Origin of the sequence: Proteus sp. LHD240705, from assembly GCF_047921555.1 — a bacterium.
Taxonomy (GTDB): domain Bacteria; phylum Pseudomonadota; class Gammaproteobacteria; order Enterobacterales; family Enterobacteriaceae; genus Proteus.
In genome coordinates this window covers 528048-551293 of record NZ_JBLRMI010000003.1, presented here as the reverse complement: position 1 = coordinate 551293, position 23246 = coordinate 528048, and the positions used below count along the sequence as shown (strand labels likewise).

22 protein-coding genes are annotated in these 23246 nt (G+C 38.4%); 14 read left to right on the top strand and 8 right to left on the bottom strand.

Features of this window, described 5'->3' with window-relative positions; translation table 11 throughout:
* Positions 1–27: 27 nt before the first annotated feature.
* Positions 28–234, bottom strand: coding sequence for a Cro/CI family transcriptional regulator (locus tag ACNART_RS08840; protein ID WP_006537203.1), 207 nt, complete (start codon positions 232–234; stop codon positions 28–30).
* A gap of 100 nt (positions 235–334) precedes the next feature.
* On the opposite strand from ACNART_RS08840, the gene ACNART_RS08835 reads away from it, so the two are divergent.
* The 4 genes from ACNART_RS08835 (at position 335) to ACNART_RS08820 (ending at position 3215) form a co-directional block, all read left to right on the top strand.
* Positions 335–967 carry a LexA family protein gene (locus ACNART_RS08835; RefSeq protein WP_196563448.1) on the top strand — a complete coding sequence of 211 codons (633 nt, stop codon included), beginning with the start codon at positions 335–337 and terminating at the stop codon, positions 965–967.
* Between the two features lie 278 nt (positions 968–1245).
* Positions 1246–1770, top strand: a complete 525-nt coding sequence (locus ACNART_RS08830; RefSeq protein WP_196726978.1) for an HD family hydrolase — start codon at positions 1246–1248, stop codon at positions 1768–1770.
* An 85-nt stretch (positions 1771–1855) separates the two neighbouring features.
* Positions 1856–2107 carry an excisionase gene (locus tag ACNART_RS08825; protein ID WP_196570574.1) on the top strand — a complete coding sequence of 84 codons (252 nt, stop codon included), beginning with the start codon at positions 1856–1858 and terminating at the stop codon, positions 2105–2107.
* On the top strand, positions 2082–3215 hold the full coding sequence (locus tag ACNART_RS08820) for a site-specific integrase (protein WP_416303565.1): 1134 nt from the start codon (positions 2082–2084) through the stop codon (positions 3213–3215). The genes ACNART_RS08825 and ACNART_RS08820 overlap by 26 nt, the downstream gene beginning before the upstream one ends.
* Positions 3216–3324: 109 nt before the next feature.
* On the opposite strand, the gene icd is transcribed toward ACNART_RS08820, so the two are convergent.
* Complete coding sequence (icd, locus tag ACNART_RS08815; RefSeq protein ID WP_023582546.1) at positions 3325–4578, bottom strand: NADP-dependent isocitrate dehydrogenase; 1254 nt, start codon at positions 4576–4578, stop codon at positions 3325–3327.
* Between the two features lie 138 nt (positions 4579–4716).
* On the opposite strand from icd, the gene rluE reads away from it, so the two are divergent.
* The 8 genes from rluE (at position 4717) to ACNART_RS08775 (ending at position 12691) form a co-directional block, all read left to right on the top strand.
* Complete coding sequence (gene rluE, locus ACNART_RS08810) at positions 4717–5346, top strand: 23S rRNA pseudouridine(2457) synthase RluE (RefSeq protein WP_196533145.1); 630 nt, start codon at positions 4717–4719, stop codon at positions 5344–5346.
* A complete protein-coding gene (locus tag ACNART_RS08805) occupies positions 5339–5788 on the top strand; it encodes an NUDIX hydrolase (RefSeq protein ID WP_349443366.1) in 450 nt (149 codons plus the stop codon). The genes rluE and ACNART_RS08805 overlap by 8 nt, the downstream gene beginning before the upstream one ends.
* A gap of 108 nt (positions 5789–5896) precedes the next feature.
* Positions 5897–7000, top strand: a complete 1104-nt coding sequence (gene mnmA / locus ACNART_RS08800; protein ID WP_349443365.1) for a tRNA 2-thiouridine(34) synthase MnmA — start codon at positions 5897–5899, stop codon at positions 6998–7000.
* Positions 7001–7002: 2 nt separating this feature from the next.
* Positions 7003–7632, top strand: coding sequence for a high frequency lysogenization protein HflD (gene hflD / locus ACNART_RS08795; protein ID WP_198620636.1), 630 nt, complete (start codon positions 7003–7005; stop codon positions 7630–7632).
* A 31-nt stretch (positions 7633–7663) separates the two neighbouring features.
* Positions 7664–9034: an adenylosuccinate lyase gene (gene purB / locus ACNART_RS08790; protein WP_109372904.1), complete on the top strand. Its 1371-nt coding sequence runs from the start codon at positions 7664–7666 to the stop codon at positions 9032–9034.
* A gap of 212 nt (positions 9035–9246) precedes the next feature.
* Entirely contained in the window at positions 9247–9921 is a 675-nt protein-coding gene (gene phoP / locus ACNART_RS08785) for a two-component system response regulator PhoP (protein WP_198620637.1), read from the top strand.
* A 1-nt stretch (position 9922) separates the two neighbouring features.
* Positions 9923–11386 (top strand): two-component system sensor histidine kinase PhoQ, encoded by a 1464-nt coding sequence (gene phoQ, locus ACNART_RS08780; RefSeq protein ID WP_198620638.1) that lies wholly within the window; start codon positions 9923–9925, stop codon positions 11384–11386.
* Between the two features lie 183 nt (positions 11387–11569).
* Complete coding sequence (locus ACNART_RS08775) at positions 11570–12691, top strand: cupin domain-containing protein (protein ID WP_109372901.1); 1122 nt, start codon at positions 11570–11572, stop codon at positions 12689–12691.
* A gap of 87 nt (positions 12692–12778) precedes the next feature.
* On the opposite strand, the gene ACNART_RS08770 is transcribed toward ACNART_RS08775, so the two are convergent.
* On the bottom strand, positions 12779–13057 hold the full coding sequence (locus tag ACNART_RS08770; protein ID WP_368926941.1) for a hypothetical protein: 279 nt from the start codon (positions 13055–13057) through the stop codon (positions 12779–12781).
* Between the two features lie 261 nt (positions 13058–13318).
* Here ACNART_RS08770 and ACNART_RS08765 point away from each other — a divergent pair, with 261 nt between their 5' ends.
* Positions 13319–14041 (top strand): vWA domain-containing protein, encoded by a 723-nt coding sequence (locus ACNART_RS08765; protein ID WP_269812697.1) that lies wholly within the window; start codon positions 13319–13321, stop codon positions 14039–14041.
* Between the two features lie 79 nt (positions 14042–14120).
* Here ACNART_RS08765 and pepT read toward each other — a convergent pair whose 3' ends face one another.
* The 5 genes from pepT to lolC form a co-directional block, all read right to left on the bottom strand.
* The gene (pepT, locus tag ACNART_RS08760; protein WP_109372899.1) at positions 14121–15365 is read right to left on the bottom strand and encodes a peptidase T; all 1245 of its coding nucleotides are present in this window, start codon (positions 15363–15365) and stop codon (positions 14121–14123) included.
* A gap of 52 nt (positions 15366–15417) precedes the next feature.
* Positions 15418–16275: a Sir2 family NAD+-dependent deacetylase gene (gene cobB, locus ACNART_RS08755; RefSeq protein ID WP_196736451.1), complete on the bottom strand. Its 858-nt coding sequence runs from the start codon at positions 16273–16275 to the stop codon at positions 15418–15420.
* Between the two features lie 85 nt (positions 16276–16360).
* Positions 16361–17608, bottom strand: coding sequence for a lipoprotein-releasing ABC transporter permease subunit LolE (lolE, locus tag ACNART_RS08750; protein WP_198629777.1), 1248 nt, complete (start codon positions 17606–17608; stop codon positions 16361–16363).
* A complete protein-coding gene (lolD, locus tag ACNART_RS08745) occupies positions 17608–18318 on the bottom strand; it encodes a lipoprotein-releasing ABC transporter ATP-binding protein LolD (RefSeq protein WP_232799426.1) in 711 nt (236 codons plus the stop codon). The genes lolE and lolD overlap by 1 nt, the downstream gene beginning before the upstream one ends.
* Before the next feature lie 40 nt (positions 18319–18358).
* Positions 18359–19561: a lipoprotein-releasing ABC transporter permease subunit LolC gene (gene lolC / locus ACNART_RS08740; RefSeq protein WP_198626534.1), complete on the bottom strand. Its 1203-nt coding sequence runs from the start codon at positions 19559–19561 to the stop codon at positions 18359–18361.
* A 194-nt stretch (positions 19562–19755) separates the two neighbouring features.
* Between lolC and mfd the strand changes: the two genes are divergently transcribed.
* Positions 19756–23199, top strand: coding sequence for a transcription-repair coupling factor (mfd, locus tag ACNART_RS08735; RefSeq protein WP_368926943.1), 3444 nt, complete (start codon positions 19756–19758; stop codon positions 23197–23199).
* The last annotated feature ends 47 nt before the right edge of the window (positions 23200–23246 follow it).

Below are 23246 nucleotides of genomic sequence, written 5' to 3'. Positions count from 1 at the left end.
TCTATCTTTTATTGGTAGTTAATTGCCTTATGCTGTTTTGGTATTTTTTCTATAAAGTTCAGGGTTATATTTAAGTTTTCCCTCAGTTAGTAAGTCAGCTTCAATTGCTCGATTTTTAGGTATTAATTGACCTGGTCTTTTCTTCCATTGATAAAAGGCTTCTGGCGTAATTTTAAAAAAACTAGCGACTTTACTAGCATCACCAAAGTAAACTTCAACTTCATTAGTTGTCATAAGCACCTCCAATATAAGTTTTATTAGATATTAAAATATAAGTTTTCTTTTATCAATAAAAACTAAGATAACTTAGTTAAAAACTAACCTCGGAATAAAAATGGATACTGTTGGAAGCAGAATAAAAAAGCTTCGTAAGACAACCAAGACGACACAAAATGAACTAGGGAAATACTGTGGCGTATCGGGTGTTGCGGTTGGCTATTGGGAAAAAGATCTTAATTTGCCAAATGGCGATGCTCTAATAAAGCTTGCTCAATTTTTTAATACAACTGAGTCTTACATCCTTTACGGCATATCATCGAAGGAAAATATTTCTGTGATTACAACAATGAGAAAACTTCCCGTTTTGTCATATGTACAAGCAGGTAAATTCACGGAATACCTAGCAACAGAGATTTATGATGAAACGTTGGAATATCTAGAAACTTCTTTAAAGGTATCACCTTCAAGCTTCGCCCTTACAGTGAGAGGTGATTCGATGACTAATCCTTCGGGTATGCCTTCTATTCCAGAAGGTGCGAAAGTTATTGTTGATCCCGCAGCAGAGGTAATTAGTGGCAAAATTGTAGTCGCTCGCCTTACAGGAAGTGACGAGGTAACAATTAAAAAATTAATTATTGATGGCCCTAATAAATACCTATCTCCACTCAATCCCCGCTATCCAAACATCCCGATCAATGGCAATTGTGAAATTGTTGGTGTTGTAAAAGGTGTTCAGTACGAATTGTAATCTCACCATCACACAAATCTAAATTTACTTAGATTTGTGTTGACATAAAATATAAGTTTTATTAGATTTGATTCTAACAAAACTTAGTATTAGATGAAGAGTCTTTCCCACTTCATAGAAAACAGCAGAAACCGCCACAACTTGAGGTAAGCAATAATCAAGTTCAATAATTGAAACATAAAAAATAAGTCTTTATTTACCATTAACCAACATCAGGGAAATTTAATCTCGATTAATTCGAGAGGGATTTTTATTACTTAAATTATGTGGAGAGAATAATGTCTTATATTGCAACTGCAACGAATAAGCACTTCTATTACCTCGATGTACGGATCGAGGATATAGATATTCAAGACATCGCGACAGGTTTAGCTAATGAATGTCGCTTTAATGGACAGATTGATAATTTCTATTCTGTTGCTCAACACTCAGTATATGTCAGCTATTTAGTTGCTCCTGAATATGCTTTAGAAGCCTTACTTCATGATGCCAGTGAGGCCTATGTAAAAGATCTGCCATCACCGCTTAAAAAGCTATTACCTGAATATAAGGAGATAGAAAAAAGAATTGATGCTGTTATTCGTCAAAAATATAACTTACCACCCGTTATGTCGGACTCCGTTCATTTAGCCGACTTAATGATGTTAGCAACCGAAAAACGAGATTTAGAAATTGATGTGGGTAGCAATTGGCTAATGCTTGAAGGTATTCCTACGAGTGATTTTATTGTTAATCCATTAACCCCACTACAAGCCAAAGTTTTATTTTTACGTAGATTTAATGAATTAAGTAAAAGGAGCTAAATAAACAGTTCTAAAAAGTTTAAATAAATACCACCAGCATTATTAACGTCTATTTAAACTGTATACGGCAGTATGGAGAGAAAATATGTCAAGAATGGTGACTCTTGAAGCGTGGGCAAGGTTGGAATTTGGAGATGCCTCTCCTTGCATGACGGTATTACAAAAATACGCAAAGAATAACCTTATTGCACCACCTGCAATGAAAGTGGGTCGCAAGTGGATGGTCGATAGAGAAGCTCGTTATGTGGGCTATCTGTCTCTCCCTCAAATTCCTACTAAATCAACGGAACGACTTAAGAGGATAATTACAGATGGCTGCCCGACCTCGAACCCATAAAATTATCATCCCTAATCTATATCGAAAGTTAGATAAACGTAACGGCAAAATTTATTGGCAATATAAACATCCCATCACCGGTAAATTTCATAGCTTAGGCACCGACGAGCAAGAAGCGAGAGAAACCGCCATTCAAGCCAATACAATTATTGCTGAACAACATACTCGACAGTTATTAAGTATTAATGAACGGTTATCAAAAATTAAGACAAATAAGTCTGAAATATCTGTCGATATATGGGTGGATAAATATTTAGATATTCAAAAAGAAAGATTAGATATCGGTGAATTAAAAATTAATTCTTATCGACAAAAAATGAAACCTATTAATTTATTCCGTCAATATTGTGGTACGAAAATATTAAAAGAGATAACCGCATTAGATATCGCTGAAATAATAGATTCCATCAAAGTATTAGGACATTCAAGAATGGCTCAAGTCGTTCGCATGGTGCTTATTGATGTATTTAAAGAAGCTCAACATGCAGGCTATGTTCCGCCTGGTTACAATCCTGCGAAAGCAACTAAACAACCACGGAACAGAGTGAAAAGAGAACGCATGACATTGGACGAATGGCGCACTATTTACCAGCAAGCTAAGAACCACCCTCCTTACCTGCAATGTGGCATGTTATTGGCTTTAACCACAGGTCAGCGGATCGGTGATATTTGTAAAATGAAATTCTCTGATATTTGGGATGATATGTTACATATACAGCAAGAGAAAACGGGCAGTAAGTTGGCCATCCCTCTCTCGCTAAAATGTGAGGCTATCAATCTCTCCTTAAGGGATGTTGTTGCTCAATGTCGTGACGCGGTTGTGAGCAAATATCTCGTGCATTATCGACATACCACCGCGCAAGCGAAACGCGGTGAACAAGTCACACCAAATACATTAACCACAACGTTTAAAAAGGCACGAGATAAATGTGGGTTAACTTGGGAAAAAGGCGCTGCCCCTACTTTCCATGAACAACGATCTTTATCTGAGCGACTTTATCGTGAGCAAGGAATTAATACACAAAAATTATTGGGTCATAAAACACAAAATATGACTGATAAATACCACGATGATAGAGGCAAAGAATGGCAAATTATTGCTGTTTAATTGAACAGTTTTGGGGAAGAGTTTTGGGGATATTTTGGGGAAGAATTTTATAGTACAAAAAATAAACGGGAACTAATAAGCTCCCGTTAACTATTTATCAAATCAACAATTACATGTGTTTGATAATTGCGTCACCAAACTCGCTACATTTCAGCAGTTTAGCGCCTTCTAACTGACGTTCGAAATCATAAGTTACAGTCTTAGCGGCAATTGCGCCTTCCATACCTTTAATGATTAAGTCAGCAGCTTCTGTCCAACCCATGTGGCGTAGCATCATTTCTGCGGAAAGAATGATCGAACCTGGGTTAACTTTGTCTTGGCCTGCATATTTTGGTGCTGTGCCGTGTGTTGCTTCAAACAATGCACACTCATCACCAATATTTGCACCTGGTGCGATACCAATACCACCTACTTGAGCTGCTAATGCATCAGAAATATAGTCGCCATTTAGGTTCATACATGCGATAACATCATACTCTGCTGGGCGTAACAGAATTTGTTGTAAAAATGCGTCAGCGATAACGTCTTTAACGATAATCTCTTTACCTGATTTTGGATTCTTGATTTTGACCCAAGGACCGCCATCTAATAATTCACCACCGAACTCCTCGCGAGCTAACTCATAACCCCAGTCTTTAAAGGCACCTTCGGTAAATTTCATAATATTACCTTTGTGTACCAATGTGACTGAATCGCGATCATTATCAATAGCATATTCAATTGCGGCACGAACTAAACGCTTAGTACCTTCTTCTGAACAAGGCTTAATACCAATACCGCAATCTTGTGGGAAGCGGATTTTAGTAACACCCATTTCAGTTTGCAGGAATTTAATCACTTTATCTGCTTCTGCTGAGCCCGCTTTCCACTCAATACCAGCATAAATATCTTCTGAGTTTTCACGGAAGATAACCATATCGGTTAGTTCTGGCTGTTTAACAGGGCTTGGAGTGCCTTTGTAATAACGTACTGGGCGTAGGCAAATATAGAGGTCAAGTTGTTGGCGTAATGCAACATTTAATGAACGGATACCACCGCCAACTGGCGTAGTAAGAGGACCTTTAATAGAAACTCGATATTCACGGATAAGATCTAAGGTTTCTTCTGGTAACCAAACATCTTTACCATATACCTGCGTTGATTTTTCACCGGTGTAAACTTCCATCCACTCAATCTTACGTTCTTTGCCGTAAGCTTTCTCAACTGCTGCATCAACAACTTTTAACATTGCTGGCGTAACATCGATACCGATACCATCCCCTTCGATATAAGGGATAACCGGATTATTTGGAACAACAAGCTTACCTTTAGCATCTAGTGTAATTTTAGCGCCATTAGCCGGAACAACTACTTTGCTTTCCATTTACCTCTCCTTTCATGTAAGCGCACGCTTTGTTAATTTTTTGTAAGAGACCTGTCAATACTACTTGATTATTCAGCTAACGCCAATCGCTTCTCTTTTAAGGTATAATCAATCTCCCATTTTTTACAAAAATTAACTATGGCAAATCAACTTAAAAATAGCGCTAAATCGAGAAAACATCACACGCCACTCGCACAAAGAAAGCCAGTGCGCCCAAGAGGTGAGCGTAAAGTCGTTATCTTCAACAAGCCCTTCGATGTTCTTGTGCAATTTACAGACGAAAATGGCAGAAAAACACTAAAAGATTTTATTCCTATTCGTGATATTTATGCGGCAGGACGTTTAGATAGAGATAGTGAAGGACTTTTAGTCTTAACAAATGATGGGAAGCTACAAGCACAATTAACACAACCGGGTAAAAAAACAGGAAAAATCTACTATGCTCAGGTTGAAGGCATTCCAAGTGCTGCCTCATTACAACAATTTAGAAATGGATTAGAGCTTAAAGATGGCAAAACATTACCTGCACAAGTCGAAATAGTTGAACAACCCGAATGGCTATGGGAGAGAAATCCGCCTATTAGAGAACGTCAAACTATCCCGACAACTTGGTTAAAAATAACGTTATTTGAAGGTAAAAACCGTCAAGTGAGACGAATGACGGCGCATATCGGTTATCCAACATTGCGTTTGATCCGCTTTAGTATGGGAAATATTACATTGGATAATTTATTACCCGGTGAATGGAAGGAGATTGATTTTGTTTAAACCTAATGTGACTGTCGCATGTATCGTTCATGCAAAAAATAAGTTTCTCGTTGTTGAAGAAATGGTCAATGGAAAAGCGACGTGGAATCAACCCGCTGGACACCTTGAAGCCAATGAAACACTTATTCAGGCGGTTCAACGTGAATTATGGGAAGAAACAGGGTTAACACTTCCTGTTCAACATTTTCTAAAATTACACCAATGGATTGCGCCTGATAAAACACCTTTTCTACGTTTTCTTTTTCTTATTGAAGCGCAAGAGCAATATGAAACTCATCCTCATGATAGTGATATTGATTGTTGTCACTGGGTCAGTGCCGATGAAATTATTCATAGCCAACAATTACGTTCACCTTTAGTCAGAGAAAGCCTGCTATGTTATCAACAAGGTGAACGTTATCCCCTATCTCTATTAAGCAGTTTTGGTGTTCCTTTTAATTAAATAATATTAAAGAAAAAACAAAGCATCAAAAACAGAGTAAGACATGATGCACCTGTGTCAGTGATATGGTAAAGTATGGCGCTTATTTTTCCGCAGTGAGATCCAGTCATGTCAGATAACAGCCAAAAAAAAGTCATCGTAGGAATGTCCGGTGGCGTAGATTCATCCGTCTCAGCCTATCTTCTTAAGGAACAGGGATATCAGGTCGTTGGTCTGTTTATGAAGAACTGGGAAGAAGACGACGATACAGAATATTGCTCAGCATCTACCGATCTTGCCGATGCGCAAGCTGTGTGCGATAAACTTGGCATTGAGCTTTATACCATCAATTTTGCTGCTGAATATTGGGATAATGTTTTCGAACATTTTTTATCTGAATATAAAGCAGGTCGTACCCCTAACCCCGATATTCTTTGCAATAAAGAAATAAAATTTAAAGCATTTTTAGAATATGCAGCGGAAGATTTGGGTGCTGACTATATCGCAACAGGTCACTATGTTCGTCGTCGTGATGTTGATGGCAAAAGCCAATTGCTTCGCGGTGTTGATAACAACAAAGACCAAAGCTACTTTTTATATACGTTAAGTCACGAGCAAATTGCACAAAGCCTTTTCCCTGTGGGTGAAATGGAAAAACCTGAAGTGAGAAAAATTGCTGAAAAACTTGATTTAGCGACAGCAAAGAAAAAAGACTCAACTGGTATTTGTTTTATTGGTGAACGTAAATTTACCGATTTCTTATCGCGTTATTTACCTGCTAAACCTGGTCCTATCATCACGGTTGATGGAGAAACCATTGGTGAACACCAAGGGTTGATGTATCACACATTAGGTCAACGTAAAGGGTTAGGTATTGGTGGAACGAAAGACGGTGGCGATGCCCCTTGGTATGTTGTTGATAAAGATGTTGAAAACAATATTCTTATCGTTGCTCAAGGTCATGAACACCCAAGATTGATGTCTGTAGGTTTGATTGCTCAACAATTACATTGGGTATCAAGGGAACCTATTACTGAGGCTTTCCGCTGTACTGTTAAAACACGATATCGCCAACCTGATATTGCGTGTACAGTAACACCATTAGGTGAAGACAAAATTGAAGTCCGCTTTGATTATCCTGTTGCAGCAGTTACCCCGGGACAATCAGCCGTCTTTTATCAAGACGAAGTCTGTTTAGGTGGCGGTATTATTGAAACCCGTATTCAGGAGTAGACGTGGCTAAAGATTTTCGTGATATAACACTTGCATTGGCAGGCATCTGCCAAGCAAGTCGTCTTGTTCAACAAGTTGCTTACCAAGGTAATGCGAACGAGAATGATGTTGAAGTGATGGTTAACAGTGTTTTTAACCTCAATCCGACTTCAACACTTGATGTTTATGGTAATCAAATCAGTCACCTAAAATTAGGCTTTCAAACATTGAAAGCCATTCATCAAGCGGTAAGAAGAGAAAAGTTAACGCTTGAGTTAATGACTTACCAACAAGGTTTAATCAACCTAGAGCGTATTATCAGCAGAAATGATAATTACAGCTCACATTTATCGCAAAAAATTTCTCAATTAGAGCGTCAAAAAAGTTATTTTGAACCCATGTCCGAAGGTGTATTTAATGCCCTTGCTGGCGTTTATGTTGATGCAGTTAGCCCTGTTGGCCCTCGCATTCAGGTTCATGGCTCGATTGATCTATTAAATACCCCTATTATTCAAGCTAAAGTTAGAGCGTTATTACTGACTGGCATTCGAAGTGCTGTGCTCTGGCGTCAAGTCGGTGGTCGTCGTTTTGATTTTTTACTGCATCAAAAGGCTATCCTACGACAAGCTGATGATTTTCTCGCTCAATGTTAATACTTTAAATTCAACCTGGGAGTTGCCAACAATGGAATTATCTTCGCTGACAGCGATTTCACCGATTGACGGTCGTTACGGAAGTAAAACCTCGTCGTTACGTTCTATTTTTAGTGAATTCGGTCTTCTGAAATTCCGTGTACAGGTAGAAGTTCGCTGGCTACAAAAGCTGGCATCTTGCGCCGACATTAAAGAAGTTCCAGCCTTTGAAAAAAACGCAAACGATTACCTTGATGCGATTGTTGCTAACTTCAATGAAGAAGATGCAGCACGTATTAAAACGATCGAACGTACCACTAACCATGATGTAAAAGCCGTAGAATATTTCTTAAAAGAAAAAGTGGCGACTATCCCTGCTTTACATCAGGTTTCTGAATTTATTCACTTCGCTTGTACTTCTGAAGACATTAATAACCTGTCTCATGCCATTATGCTGGAAACAGCACGCCAAGAGATCTTACTGCCTGCATGGCGTGAAATTATTGATACCATTAGCAAAATGGCTCAAGAATACCGTGATTTGCCATTACTTTCTCGCACACATGGTCAACCAGCAACACCATCTACAATTGGCAAAGAGTTTGCTAACGTTGCCTACCGTATGGAGCGCCAATATCGTCAACTAACACAAGTTGAGATCTTAGGTAAAATCAATGGTGCAGTAGGTAACTACAATGCACACTTAGCTGCATATCCTGAAGTAAACTGGCATCAATTTAGTGAAGAATTTGTAACTTCATTGGGTATTACATGGAACCCATACACAACTCAAATTGAACCACACGATTATATTGCGGAGCTTTTTGATTGCATTAGTCGCTTCAACACTATCTTGATCGATTTCGACCGCGATATTTGGGGTTACGTAGCACTGAACCACTTCAAGCAAAAAACAATTGCAGGTGAAATTGGTTCATCAACCATGCCTCATAAAGTGAATCCAATTGACTTTGAAAACTCTGAAGGCAACTTAGGGTTAGCAAATGCAGTAATGGGACACCTTTCTAGCAAGCTACCCGTTTCACGTTGGCAACGTGACTTAACAGACTCAACGGTACTGCGTAATTTAGGTGTTGGGATGGGTTATGCGCTGATTGCTTATCAATCAACCATGAAAGGTCTTAATAAACTTGAAGTGAATGAAAACCACCTTCGTGAAGAATTAGACTGTAACTGGGAAGTATTAGCCGAGCCCATTCAGACTGTAATGCGTCGTTATGGCATTGAAAAACCTTACGAAAAGCTAAAAGAGCTTACTCGCGGCAAACGAATCACTGAACAAGATATGGCAGTTTTCATTGATGGTTTAGAACTACCAGAAGATGAAAAAACGCGCTTAAAAGCAATGAAACCTGAAAGCTATATTGGTTTTGCCACTCAACTTGTTGATAAATTAAACTAATTTATCTTTCTAAAAAGGCAGATAATCTCTGCCTTTTTTTATATCAAAAAATTAGAAAACTCTCTGTAACTTAAACACTTTACCCGCTACGGTATTTTTTAAGTGATAGATTGACTATGATAACAATATATTTTTTATCTTATAGGATGACATTCATTTCCTATATTTATTTTACAACAGTGAATTTTTGCTGATTGTACTCAAGGTGGAATATGCGGATCTTAATTATTGAAGATAATATTTTACTTCGCCATCACTTATCTGTGCAATTTCGTGACGCAGGACATCAGGTTGATGCCGCAGAAGATGCCAAAGAAGCAGATAATTTTATTGCAGAAGGTACACCTGATGTTGCCATTGTGGACTTAGGATTGCCAGATGAAGATGGCATTAGCCTTATTCGCAGATGGCGGGAGAATAATATTACCCTGCCAATAATGGTATTAACTGCGCGCGAAAGTTGGCAAGAAAAAGTTTCAGCGTTAAATGCGGGCGCTGATGATTATGTGACAAAACCCTTTCATTTTGAGGAAATTGTCGCACGTATTCAGGCATTAATGCGAAGAAACATGGGAATTGCGTCACAAACACTCGTCATTGAACCTTTTGAGTTGGATTTGTCACGTAAAGAGTTCATGATTTCAGGAGAACAAATTAAGTTAACTGCATTTGAATATACGATTTTAGAAACATTAATGCGCAATCAAAACAAAGTCGTTAGCAAAGATGCATTAATGCGCCAGCTATATCCTGATGCTGAACTCAAAGAAAGCCATACTATTGATGTACTTATGGGACGACTACGTAAAAAAATCTTAGAAAAATATCCTGATGATGTGGTGGTTACCGTACGTGGACAAGGCTATCGTTTCGATATGAAACCTTAATATGCAAAAAAAACAGCGCTCCCCATTCTCATTACGAACACGCTTTTTACTTGCTACCAGTGCCATTATTTTGGCACTCACACTCTCATATGGGTTAGTGGCAATTGTTGGTTCGATTGTGAGTATAGATAAAACCACATTTATGCTAATGCGTAGCCAAAGCAATCTTTATTACAGCTTAGCGCAGTGGAATAAGGGAAAGCTGAACATTGAATTTCCAACTAATCTCAATAACAACAATACCTCGCTGGTGATCATTTTTGATGATAAAGGCGGTGTATTGTGGATGCCTCCCGATCTCCCCAAAGCCATTCCCGATAGCATTAAACATAAATGGCGTCATGAAGAAGGCTTATTTGAGATCTCAGTTGATATCAAAACAACACGGTTAATGTTAAAGCAGTTACCGCAATATCGTGTTTATCTCAAACGTCTTGAGGAATACTCTAGTAATGAGTTTTTGACTCACTCAGTTGTGATTAATCATTATCCTGCGGCTGACAATATGCCTTATATGGCGATCGCGGTTATCGATCCTATTCCTCAGCGTATGCAAAAAGTCAGTCAAGTTTGGGATTGGTTCTTATATATCATTCTTGCAAATCTATTTTTGGTTATACCCTTAATTTGGTTAGCTGCACATTGGAGTTTAAGACCGATAAAACAAGTTATTGAACAAATTAGTGCATTAGAAAAAGGGACTCGCAATGATTTGGATGAAAACCCGCCAACCGAGCTAAAAGGCTTAGTCCGAAATTTAAATGTGTTATTGCGTAATGAACGCAGTCGTTATAGTAAATATCGCACAAGTTTATCTGATCTTACCCACAGCCTAAAAACACCACTTGCCGTGTTGCAATCAACATTACGCTCTTTACGTTCGGGCAAACAGATGACGATAGAGCAAGCTGAACCTATCATGCTCGATCAAATAGAACGAATTTCGCAACAAGTCGGTTATTATCTGCATCGAGCATCCATCCACGGTGATCACGATATTACCACGCGAAAACTTCATTCACTGTCAGGATTGCTAGATAATCTTTGCAGTGCATTGAGTAAAGTTTATCAGTCAAAAGGGGTTGATTTAACACTCAATGTTTCACCTGAAATCATGTGGTTAGGTGAGAAAAATGATTTTATGGAAGTGATGGGTAATATTCTTGATAACGCCTGTAAATACTGCTTAGAATTTGTTGAAATCAATGTTAGCAATAATGAAAGTAGTGTAATGATTATTGTTGATGATGACGGCCCAGGCGTCAGCCCTGAAAAAAGAGAGGCCATTTTCCAACGAGGAACAAGAGCAGATACTCTGCGTCCTGGGCAAGGCTTAGGATTATCTATCGCGGTAGATATTATTGAACAATACAGTGGTGAAATTACTATTACCGATAGCCCGTTAGGAGGCGCTCGTATCACTGTGACATTTGCTGAGCAACAACTCACTACAGAACGCGAATAACCCTTATTTATAAAAAAACCTCTCTTTTTAAAGTTATCGCCAAATATACGGCGTTATGTATGATATCTGTTCAGTTGTTATCGAGTTACTCGCTATTACTCACATTGCTCAAAGGAATGTTTAGCAGGAAGTTAGAATTCATTATACTATGGCTTCAGGCTTCCCGAATTCAGGATATACACAATGGACTATAAACTTAATTTAGATTGGCAATCATTCCTCGAAAGCCATTGGCAAAAACGCCCTTTATTAATTAAAAACGGCTTCTCTCGTTTTGTTGATCCTTTATCTCCTGACGAACTTGCTGGTCTTGCAATGGAAGATGAAGTAGATAGCCGTCTTGTTAGCTGTCAAGACGGACAATGGGGAGTCAAACACGGGCCTTTCGAGCACTTTGAAGGACTTGGTGATAAAGATTGGTCTTTACTTGTACAAGCCGTCGATCACTGGCATTTTCCTAGTGCGGCATTAATGAAGCCATTTCGTGTGTTACCCGATTGGCGCATTGATGATTTAATGATCTCTTATTCTGTTCCCGGTGGTGGTGTAGGCCCACATCTTGATCAATATGATGTCTTTATTATTCAGGGACAAGGTCGTCGTCGTTGGCGTGTGGGTGAAAAAATCCCAATGAAACAACACTGCCCTCACCCTGATCTGCTTCAAGTTGATCCTTTTGAAGCAATTATTGATGAAGAATTAGAACCGGGTGATATTCTTTATATCCCACCTGGATTCCCACATGAAGGATATGCGATTGAAGAATCGCTAAACTACTCTGTTGGTTTCAGATCACCTAATGCTCGTGAACTTTTCAGTGGTTTCGCTGACTATGTGTTAGCAAATGATTTAGGCAGCTATCGTTATAGCGATCCTGATCTAACTCCGCGTGAAAACCCAGCATTAGTGCAACATCAAGAGTTAAATAAACTTCATGACATGATGGAAGATCTACTTGCTCAACCAGAAGTATTCCGTCATTGGTTTGGTGAGTTTATTTCTCAATCTCGTCATGAGCTTGATCTTGCAGTGCCAGAACCTTTATACGAAAACGCAGAAATTCATGATTTGCTGCAACAAGGTGAACAACTTCACCGCTTAAATGGTCTTCGTGCGCTACGTGTTGGTGATAGCTGTTTTGTTAATGGCGAGTTGATAGATACTGATTATATCGAAGCTGCTGATGCGCTTTGTCAATATGATTATATTGATAAACAACACTTAGGTGATGCATTAACCGATCCCAAATTTGTACGTTTATTAACACACTTGGTAAACCAAGGTTATTGGTATTTTGAAGATTAATTATCAATGATAATTTATAAAGCCCTGACATATTATTGCAGGGCTTTTTTATTACTAGAAATATTAAAATAAGTCTTATTTTAAAATCTAACGAATTAAATAAATTATCGACTCTTTTAAAAGTACTCTTGTATTACGAAAGAAAAAAGGAATCACAACAAAAAATGTACTTTGTAAGAAAAAAAGTAATAATGTATGTTTGCTATTTGTCACATAAAGAGAAAATGAGATTAAATAAGTGATTAGAAAATAACTAAAAATAATAATAAATGATTGTTGCTCAGATTTTTTAATCACTTTCTTTTTATGAGAGCTTAGTTGCTCTTCTATTACAGGTTTTAATAATTTTCCTGTTATGGTTTTCATTCAATATCCTTATATTATATTTATTTCTCTTTAATTATAAGGGAATTTCAGGAAACTCAATTTATCAAAGAGTTATTAATATTAAGCCTATATTAAAAGCTTAATAATAAACAATATGTTAGCCCATTATTATAAAATCACTCTATTTTTAATTAAGTAAATTTTTTCATTAATATCTCGTTTATTTTTCAGCCGTTTCTCCTATTTTATTTGATCAATTGCCCCTAAGATAAAATTAGATTTTTACTTCTTTTTTCGACAATGGAGTCGTCTATGAAAAAATTTATTGTTTTAATCGCTGCTTTTATTTTACCGACCGTGGTATTTGCAAAAACAGTAGAAACAGCAAATATGAAGGCACCACCAGCACAAACGGATATCATTTTTGTGTTAGATAAAAGTGGCTCAATGCAAGGGTATGAAAAAGATACTATTGGTGGATTTAATACTATTTTAGCAGAAAATAAAAATCGCCCTGAAAAAGTCTATATCACCACTATTTTATTTGATAGTCAGGCTAAAAAGTTACATAACCGTATTGATATTAATAAGATAGAGAATTTAACGACTAACGATTATTTTGCATCGGGTAATACCGCACTGTTAGATGCTGTGGGAAATGCGATCACTGAAGGAAATAAACCAAATTCACCCTATAAGAATGTCATGATGGTGATCATCACCGATGGCGAAGAAAATAGTAGCCGTGAATATTCGCTAGAAAAAGTAAAATCATTAATTAATTCAGCAGAAAAAGAGAAAGGTTGGGAATTTATCTTTTTAGGTGCCAACATTGATGCAATAAGTGCGGCTGAAAGTATTGGCATTAAATCATCCAACTCAACTCAATATATCCAAGATGCTAAAGGCTATGAAAATGCCTATGAGTCTGTTAATAAAGCCGTTCAATCTAAAATTGAAGGAAAAGAGTTAAATCAAGATTGGAAATCTTCTGTTGAACAAGATTACGAAAAACGTAAATAAACTTAATATATTCTTTTTACTAAAAAAATAATAGCCGATATTTCGGCTATTATTTTTCATTTCGAAGCTCAATAAGCGATTAGCTAACTACTTTAGCCTTTTCTCTTTCAGCCGTTATTTCAGCAATGCGCATAATGACACTCACCGCCGCTTCCATGCCTTCTAAAGAGATAAATTCATGCTTACCATGGAAATTATAGCCGCCTGTGAAAATATTAGGGCAAGGTAATCCACGGTAAGAAAGTTGAGCACCGTCTGTACCACCACGAATAGGCTTGATATTTGGCTCAATATCACAATCAATCATGGCTTGTTTGGCTATTTCAATGATGTGAGGGAATTGAACAACTTTATCATGCATATTGTAATAGCTATCATCAATCGTTAGCTCAATATAACAATCAGGATGCAGGCCTTTACCCACTCTCTCTGCAATCGCAATCATATTCTGTTTGCGTTTTTCAAATAAGTTACGATTAAAATCACGGATAATATAATGCATTTCCGCTCTTTCTACCGAGCCTTTGATACTTTGCAGATGGTAAAAACCTTCATAACCATCGGTATTTTCTGGTGTTTCGTCAACAGGTAATTCTTGATGAATACGTGTTGCTAATCCTAATGCATTAACCATCACCCCTTTTGCACTGCCTGGGTGAACATTGTTACCTACAATTTTGATATTCACGGATGCGGCATTGAAGTTTTCATATTCCAGTTCGCCAACACCACCACCATCAACGGTATAAGCCCAGCTTGCACCGAATGCTTTTAAGTCTACATAATGCGCGCCACGCCCGATTTCTTCATCAGGAGTGAAAGCAATGCGAATATCCCCATGAGGTCGATTCGTTTCTTTTAAGCGCACCATCGCAGTAATAATTTCAGCAATACCTGCTTTGTCGTCCGCACCCAGTAATGTTTTGCCATCAGTAGTAATTAATGTCTTACCAATCATTGAATGTAAGATTGGGAACATAACTGGCGATAACACTTCATCACCAATACCTAAAGCAATATCACCACCACGATAATCTTCAAGCACTTGTGGTTTTACATGTTTTCCTGAAAAGTCAGGAGATGTATCAAGATGCGAAATAAAGCCAATAACTGGCACTGGCCAAGATACATTGGATGGTAAACTTGCCATTACACATCCCTTGTCACTGAGCATTACATCGGAAAAGCCCAGCTTTTTTAATTCTTGAGCCAATGCCTTGGCAAGTTTTAATTGTCCATCACTGCTTGGTGACATTTTTGAAGATGGTTTTGATTGTGTATCAAAATTAATATATTCAAAAAAACGTTCTAATAATTTATCCATTTTGCCCCCTAAGATCTCTCTAAGAACAATAATAGGGAACTCTATAAAATAATTATTGCGTCAAATCAGCTTTAGGATCATTAATTAATTCAAACAATTTATGAACATATTCATCAACTACCTGACTTGCAGGGCCATAATGTTTCTCTTCAAACTGGCTTTCAACCAAACTGGGTTCAAGATTTAACTCAACAGTATGAGCGCCTGTTAATCGAGCTTCATGGACAAAACCAGCTGCTGGGTAAACATTTCCAGATGTACCGATAGAGATAAAAATATCAGCCTCAGCCAAAGCGTGATAAATCTCTTCCATACCAATTGGCATTTCACCAAACCAGACAATATGTGGGCGTAGTGGCGATGGGAATTGGCAGCAATGACAACGATCGGTTGTTTCTAAGTCCCCTTTCCACTCAAATACTTGACGAGATTGAGGGCAACGCACTTTTAGCAATTCACCATGCATATGCAAAATATGTTTACTACCTGCTTTTTCATGCAGATTATCAATATTTTGCGTAACGAGTAAAAAATTGTCTTTACCTAAACGTTGCTCTAGTTTAGCTAATGCATAATGCGCTTCATTAGGTTGAATAGAAGGTTGTTGCAATTGGCGGCGACGTTCATTGTAAAACTGCTGAACCAATTGGGGATTGCGTTGATAACCTTCAGGTGTTGCAACATCTTCAACGCGATGTTCTTCCCACAATCCATCTTCTGATCGGAATGTTTTAATTCCTGATTCAGCAGAAATGCCAGCCCCTGTTAATACGACAACTTTGGGTAAATTCATTTCATGTTCCGTTTTATGGGTGAGATGAAAATAACGACAACGTGAATGCTGCCTACGTAAATTTTTGATCTTACGAAACTTCCTAAGCCGACGATGACGAAGTTTAAGTTTCATCATTACAATCCTTGGTTTTCAAATTTAAATATCGCGTTTCTTATCTTCACTAGTTTAAGCGTTTTTTCTTCTTTGTATGTCAATAAACTTATTGTCCACTTAAAATTCTTGCAGGATCTAGTTTAGTGGCTCGACGTGCAGGATACCAACTTGCAATCAGGCTTAAGATCACAGTGGTAATAAATACAGAGAAAACGTCAATTAAATGAACTTCTGAAGGTAGAAAGTCGACGAAATAAACATCGCCTGACAACACACTGTGTCCCGTTAATGATTCAATAACAGACACTAATGGCGTTAAATTATAAGCAACCAATACACCAAATATCACACCAGCGACACAACCAATCATGCCTGATAATAAACCGTACCATAAAAAGATATTACGAATATGGCTATCTCGTGCACCTAACGTTCGTAAAATAGCAATATCACTACTTTTATCTCTTACCGCCATAATCAGCGTTGAGACAATATTAAAACAAGCAACACCAATCACTAAGATCATCGATAAATACATAATGCTACGGATCATCTGAATATCGCTATACATATAGCCATAGTCACTTATCCAGCTTTTCGCATAAACATATTCTTTACTGTTTAAACCCGCATTATGAATAATTTCATTCGCGAAAAAAGGATCTACTGTTTTCACTTCAATCCCTGTAATGCCTTGCCCATAATCCATATATTGTTGAGCATCGGCTAAAGGAATTAACGCTAATTGGTGATCAAGCATTCCACTGAGTTTAAAGATACCACTCACTTGTAAGCGAATACGTTTAGGCTGTAAAAGCTTAGTAGGATCATCATTATTAGGAATTAATACCGTCAGCCAATCACCTTGTTTTATTTTCAACGCATTGGCAACACCTTGTCCTATAATAATTTGTTGTTTACCTGCCTTAAAATTTTGCCATGCATTGTTTTGTACATATCGAGGCAACAGGCTGATATCACCTTGTTTTTCAGGTGAGACCCCCATCACTTGCACTGCCTTTAACTCTGTTCCTTTTTCTAACAATCCAGTGAGTAAAATATAAGGAGCAGCAGCGACAACACCTTGGGTATTTTCAATACGAGGTAATGCTGATTGCCATTGTACAAATGGCTGTTCTACTGAATAAATTTGTCCGTGAGGCACAACTGATAAAATACGGTTTTTTAATTCACGCTCAAAGCCATTCATGGCACTTAAGCCAATAATTAAGACAGCAACACCCAGCATAATGCCCAGTGTTGAAATAACTGAAATTAAAGAAACCATTCCCGCACGTTTTCGCCCTCTTGAAAAACGTAATGCGGTCACTAATGCAAGTGGCAATTGCGCCATTATTTCACTCCTGAAATTGCGTTTTGTGACTGTAGTTGACCATCTTTCATTTCAAGTTGGCGCTGAAAACGAGCCGCCAGTGACAAATCATGCGTTACGACCAGAAAAGCGGTTTGTTTTTCTTTGTTTAACTTAATCAACAATTCAAAAATCCCTTCTGCATTTTTCTGGTCAAGATTACCCGTTGGTTCATCAGCAAGGACTAATGCAGGATCGTTCACTAATGCTCTCGCAATCGCAACGCGTTGTCTCTCACCACCAGAAAGCTCTGAAGGACGGTGATGAGCGCGATCTTTTAACCCAACAGCTTCAAGTAAAGACATCGCTTTTTCTTTTGCAACTGAAGCGCTCGTGCCGCCAATCATCAGTGGCATAGCAACATTTTCAAGTGCGGTGAAATCAGGTAATAGATGATGAAATTGATAAATAAAACCCAATTGGCTATTACGTAGATCAGCCTTTTCAGAAGAGGATAATTTATTAAGTGATTGCCCTTTAAAAAAGACTTCACCTGATGTTGGAGAATCTAATCCACCCAGTAAATGTAATAAGGTACTTTTTCCTGAGCCAGAACTCCCCACGATGGCAAGAAAATCGCCCTTATCCATTTTAAAAGAGACTGATTTCAGCACTTGTGTGGAAATAGAACCATCTTGGTATTGTTTACATAGGGCGTGGCAATCCAATAAACCATCTTTATTAATGTGCATTTGTTTTTCTGATGCCATTGGTTGTTTATTCAAAGAAGAATTACTCATAACGTAGCGCCTCTGCTGGCTGAATAGCCGCGGCCCGCCAAGACGGGTATAAAGTGGATAAAAGGGAAATGATAATAGCGGAGAAACCAATCATAAAGACGCGTCCCCAATCAAGTGTTGCGGGCAATTCCACACCTTGAGGGATAAGTCCTACCGCTGGCATAATAACGTTTAATTGGCTTGAGAGTAATGCGCCTAACAGACCACCAGCTACCGCCCCTAAAATACCTGCACCTGCACCTTGTAGCATAAAAATGGACATAATCTGAGAGCGTTTTAAACCCATAGTTTGCAAAATAGCAACTTCACCTTGTTTTTCCATGACCAACAAAGAAAGTGAGGTAATAATATTAAAAGCTGCCACTGCTATAATTAAGCTTAATAATAATCCCATCATATTTTTTTCCATTTTTACAGCTTGGAAAAATTCACCTTTACGTTCGCGCCAATCTCTCCAACTTAGATTTTTATCTAAAGATTGTGCACTGTATTTTTCAATATTGAGAGGATCAGTAAAGAAAAGACGCCATCCTGTAATATTACCCGGCTGATAACGCATTAAACGTGCCGCATCTTGCTGATTAACTAAGATTTGTGAGGCATCTGCATCGCCACCACTTTGGAAAATACCTTTAACGGTAAATAACCGTTGGCTAGGTAATCTTCCCATTGGTGTTAATTGGCTTACGCTTGGCACAATAAGGCGGATGTTATCGCCTTCTTTTGCTTTTAACTGTTTAGCAAGGCCACTTCCTAAAATCACACCATAATCACCCGCTTTCAGCATAGAAAAATCGCCATAACGAATATGTTTCGTTAAAGGTTCATCTTGCTCTTTTTCTATACCCAACATAACACCAACGCTGATATTGTCTTTACTTTGCAAAACAACATCGCCTTCTACTAAAGGGGTAACGTTTATGATACCTTCACGCGTCAGTAATCTTTCAGCTATATTTGAATCTCGGGGTAATTGCCCGTTAGGTGATGTCACGATGGCTTGTGGAATATAAGCAAGAATGCTTTCTTGCAATGAACGTTCAAAGCCATTCATGACAGAAGTCACTGTAATCAGTGCCGCTACACCTAACATAATCCCTAAAGCGGATAGCCATGAGACGAAGCGACCGAATTTATCGACCGCACGACCCCGCATATAACGGAGCCCTATATAAAATGAGACAGAATTGTACATGAAATCTGTGCTGTTCCTGTTGCTAATGCGAAGTGTTCAGGGATAATAAAGGGTAGTCTTACTGAATGGAACCACTCTATTCCCAAACTGTGGTTTTTTCTTTTATCTTAACCTGCCCGCCAGTTTAAGCTTTAGCCATTAAGCTAAAGATGTGTTGGGAGTTAACTACAACAAAGAGTTCACATTACACGCTTATGTCCTCAGAATATCGTTATCAACTTCCTATAAAACAAGGGGATACTCGTCAGCTAGGTCAACTGACTGGTGTCGCTTGTGCTCTAGAATGTGCCGAGATCATCAAACGTCACTCTGGATTAGTCGTTCTTGTTACTCGTGATATGCAAAATGCATTGCGTTTACAAGATGAAATCCGTCAGTTTTGTGATTATCCAGTAGAGACATTATCGGATTGGGAAACGCTGCCATACGACAGTTTTTCACCTCACCAAGAAATCATCTCAAACCGCCTTTCTACGCTATACCGTATTCCATCACTTCTCAAGGGAATTTTAATCTTACCTGTCAATACGTTAATGCAGAAAGTCTGCCCAACGGATTATCTCGCAAGTCATGCGTTGGTAATGCAAAAAGGAGAGGTACTTTCTCGTGATAATTTACGTAAAACATTAGATGAAGCGGGATATCGCCATGTCGAACAAGTATTAGAACATGGGGAATACGCAACGCGTGGTGCATTATTAGATTTATTTCCTATGGGAAGTGAATTTCCTTATCGTATTGATTTTTTCGATGACGAAATAGATAGCCTGCGTACTTTTGATGTCGATACACAACGGACATTAGCTGAAGTTGATCAAATTAATTTACTGCCTGCACATGAATTCCCAACAGATGCAAATGCGATAGAAACTTTCCGTAGCCAATGGCGTGAACGGTTTGATGTAAGACGTGATCCTGAACATATTTATCAGCAAGTAAGTAAACACATATTGCCAACGGGAATTGAATATTGGCAATCCCTGTTTTTTGAACAGCCTTTATCTAACTTATTTGCTTATTTCCCTAAAAACACATTGATAGTGACGCAAGATCTACAAGATTTTGCAGAAAAATTTTGGCAAGACATTAATCAACGTTTTGAAAGCCGTCGCGTTGATCCTATGCGACCACTGTTACCACCAGATGATATTTGGCTGAATGTTGATAAATTTAATAAAGAGTTAAAACAGTGGCCTCGTATTCAACTTAAAACAGAAACGTTGCCAGAAAAAGCGGGACAGACCAATTTAGGCTATCAACCTCTTCCTGATTTATCGATTAACGCTCAAAGCAAATCACCTTTAGATAACTTACGCCGATTCCAAGAACAATTTTCAGGTAGTGTTATTTTCTCCGTTGAAAGTGAAGGACGACGCGAAACCGTACAAGAGCTTTTATCGCGGATAAAAATAGCACCTAAGCAAATCATTGAATTATCTGATGCTCAAGAGAAAGGTTTTTACTTTATCATTGGTGCTGCTGAACATGGATTTATTGATAACCATCGCCAATTAGCCATGATCTGTGAAAGTGATATGTTAGGTGAACGCGTTAATCGTCGTCGCCAAGACAATCGTCGTGCTATTAATACAGATACCTTAATTCGCAACCTTGCTGAATTAAGCATAGGACAGCCCGTTGTTCATCTTCAACATGGTGTTGGTCGCTATCAAGGAATGACAACACTAGAAGCTGGTGGCGTTAAAGCTGAATATTTGATGTTAAGCTACGCGGGTAATGACAAGCTTTATGTTCCTGTTTCATCACTGCATTTAATCAGTCGTTATTCTGGTGGCGCAGATGAAAATGCCCCACTACATAAATTGGGTGGCGATGCATGGGTAAGAGCTCGCCAAAAAGCTGCTGAAAAAGTGCGAGATGTCGCAGCAGAGTTATTAGATGTTTATGCTCAACGCGAAGTAAAAACAGGCTTCGCCTTTAAAATGGATAAAGAGCAATACCAATCATTCCGCCAAAGCTTTCCTTTTGAAACAACACCTGATCAAGAAATGGCTATCAATGCTGTGCTTAGCGATATGTGCCAAGCCATTTCAATGGATAGACTCGTCTGTGGCGATGTCGGATTTGGTAAAACAGAAGTGGCGATGCGCGCTGCATTTCTTGCCGTTAACAACAATAAACAAGTCGCTATTTTAGTACCAACCACCCTATTGGCTCAGCAACATTTTGATAATTTCCGTGATCGTTTTGCTAATTGGCCCGTTAACATTGAGATGATCTCACGTTTTCGTAGCGCAAAAGAGCAACAGCAAATCACAGAAAAACTGGCCGAAGGTACAGTTGATATTGTCATTGGCACACATAAATTGCTTCAACCAAATATTCAGTGGAAAGATTTGGGGCTATTAATTGTCGATGAAGAGCACCGCTTTGGTGTTCGCCATAAAGAGCGAATAAAAGCCATGCGTGCTAATGTCGATATATTAACGCTAACAGCAACGCCTATTCCTCGTACGTTGAATATGGCAATGAGCGGTATGCGTGATCTTTCTATTATTGCAACACCACCAGCACGTCGCTTATCGGTGAAAACCTTTGTGCGAGAATATGATGACTTAGTGGTGCGCGAAGCTATCTTGCGTGAAACATTGCGTGGCGGACAAGTTTATTACTTGTATAACGATGTTGAGAATATCGAAAAAGCCCGTGAGAGACTGGCTGCACTCGTTCCTGAAGCACGTATTGGTATTGGTCACGGACAAATGCGTGAGCGTGAACTTGAACGTGTGATGAATGATTTCCATCACCAACGTTTTAATGTGTTACTTTGCACCACAATTATTGAAACAGGTATCGATATACCAACCGCGAACACCATTATTATTGAACGTGCAGATCACTTTGGTTTAGCGCAATTGCATCAGTTACGTGGTCGCGTAGGTCGTTCTCATCATCAAGCTTATGCTTATTTGTTGACACCTCATCCTAAAGCAATGACAAAGGATGCTCATAAACGTTTAGAAGCGATTGCTTCACTGGAAGATCTGGGTGCTGGTTTTGCATTAGCCACCCATGATTTAGAAATTCGGGGTGCGGGTGAGCTATTAGGTGAAGAGCAGAGCGGTCAAATGAATACCGTCGGCTTCTCTCTTTATATGGAATTGCTAGAAAGTGCAGTAGAAGCACTTAAAGAGGGTAGAGAGCCATCACTTGAAGATCTCACCAATCAACAAACTGAAATTGAATTAAGAATGCCTGTCTTGTTGCCTGATGATTACATTCCTGATGTAAATGTCAGACTTTCATTCTATAAACGAATTGCCAGTGCGATCGACTTAACAGAGCTTAATGATCTAAAAGCAGAGTTAATTGATAGATTTGGTAAGCTGCCTGATGCAGGGCGTTATCTACTGCGTAATGCTGCTATTCGCTTAAGTGCAATGAGCTTGGGTATCACTCGAATTGAAGCTCATGATAAAGGCGGATTTATTGAGTTTGGTGAAAAGAATAAGGTTGAACCAGGATATTTAATCAGCCTACTTCAAGAACAACCTGCTATTTTCCGTTTAGATGGTCCATCAAAACTGAAATTTATTACAGATCTCACTGAGCGTGAGAAACGACTCACCTTTATTGATGATATGTTAAGTGCGTTCAATGATCATAAGATCAAATAACCACATATTTATGATTTTTTGAATCAGTAAAAAGGCGTAATTGAAGT

Coding starts and splice junctions, on each gene's coding strand:
- ACNART_RS08775 (WP_109372901.1), top strand. CDS start 11,570: ATGGACTATAAACTTAATTTAGATTGGCAATCATTCCTCGAAAGCCAT.
- ACNART_RS08820 (WP_416303565.1), top strand. CDS start 2,082: ATGGCTGCCCGACCTCGAACCCATAAAATTATCATCCCTAATCTATAT.
- lolE (WP_198629777.1), bottom strand. CDS start 17,608: ATGGCGCAATTGCCACTTGCATTAGTGACCGCATTACGTTTTTCAAGA.
- icd (WP_023582546.1), bottom strand. CDS start 4,578: ATGGAAAGCAAAGTAGTTGTTCCGGCTAATGGCGCTAAAATTACACTA.
- lolC (WP_198626534.1), bottom strand. CDS start 19,561: ATGTACAATTCTGTCTCATTTTATATAGGGCTCCGTTATATGCGGGGT.
- purB (WP_109372904.1), top strand. CDS start 7,664: ATGGAATTATCTTCGCTGACAGCGATTTCACCGATTGACGGTCGTTAC.
- ACNART_RS08770 (WP_368926941.1), bottom strand. CDS start 13,057: ATGAAAACCATAACAGGAAAATTATTAAAACCTGTAATAGAAGAGCAA.
- lolD (WP_232799426.1), bottom strand. CDS start 18,318: ATGCACATTAATAAAGATGGTTTATTGGATTGCCACGCCCTATGTAAA.
- phoQ (WP_198620638.1), top strand. CDS start 9,923: ATGCAAAAAAAACAGCGCTCCCCATTCTCATTACGAACACGCTTTTTA.
- rluE (WP_196533145.1), top strand. CDS start 4,717: ATGGCAAATCAACTTAAAAATAGCGCTAAATCGAGAAAACATCACACG.
- ACNART_RS08765 (WP_269812697.1), top strand. CDS start 13,319: ATGGAGTCGTCTATGAAAAAATTTATTGTTTTAATCGCTGCTTTTATT.
- ACNART_RS08840 (WP_006537203.1), bottom strand. CDS start 234: ATGACAACTAATGAAGTTGAAGTTTACTTTGGTGATGCTAGTAAAGTC.
- pepT (WP_109372899.1), bottom strand. CDS start 15,365: ATGGATAAATTATTAGAACGTTTTTTTGAATATATTAATTTTGATACA.
- mfd (WP_368926943.1), top strand. CDS start 19,756: ATGTCCTCAGAATATCGTTATCAACTTCCTATAAAACAAGGGGATACT.
- phoP (WP_198620637.1), top strand. CDS start 9,247: ATGCGGATCTTAATTATTGAAGATAATATTTTACTTCGCCATCACTTA.
- mnmA (WP_349443365.1), top strand. CDS start 5,897: ATGTCAGATAACAGCCAAAAAAAAGTCATCGTAGGAATGTCCGGTGGC.
- cobB (WP_196736451.1), bottom strand. CDS start 16,275: ATGATGAAACTTAAACTTCGTCATCGTCGGCTTAGGAAGTTTCGTAAG.
- ACNART_RS08830 (WP_196726978.1), top strand. CDS start 1,246: ATGTCTTATATTGCAACTGCAACGAATAAGCACTTCTATTACCTCGAT.
- ACNART_RS08835 (WP_196563448.1), top strand. CDS start 335: ATGGATACTGTTGGAAGCAGAATAAAAAAGCTTCGTAAGACAACCAAG.
- ACNART_RS08825 (WP_196570574.1), top strand. CDS start 1,856: ATGTCAAGAATGGTGACTCTTGAAGCGTGGGCAAGGTTGGAATTTGGA.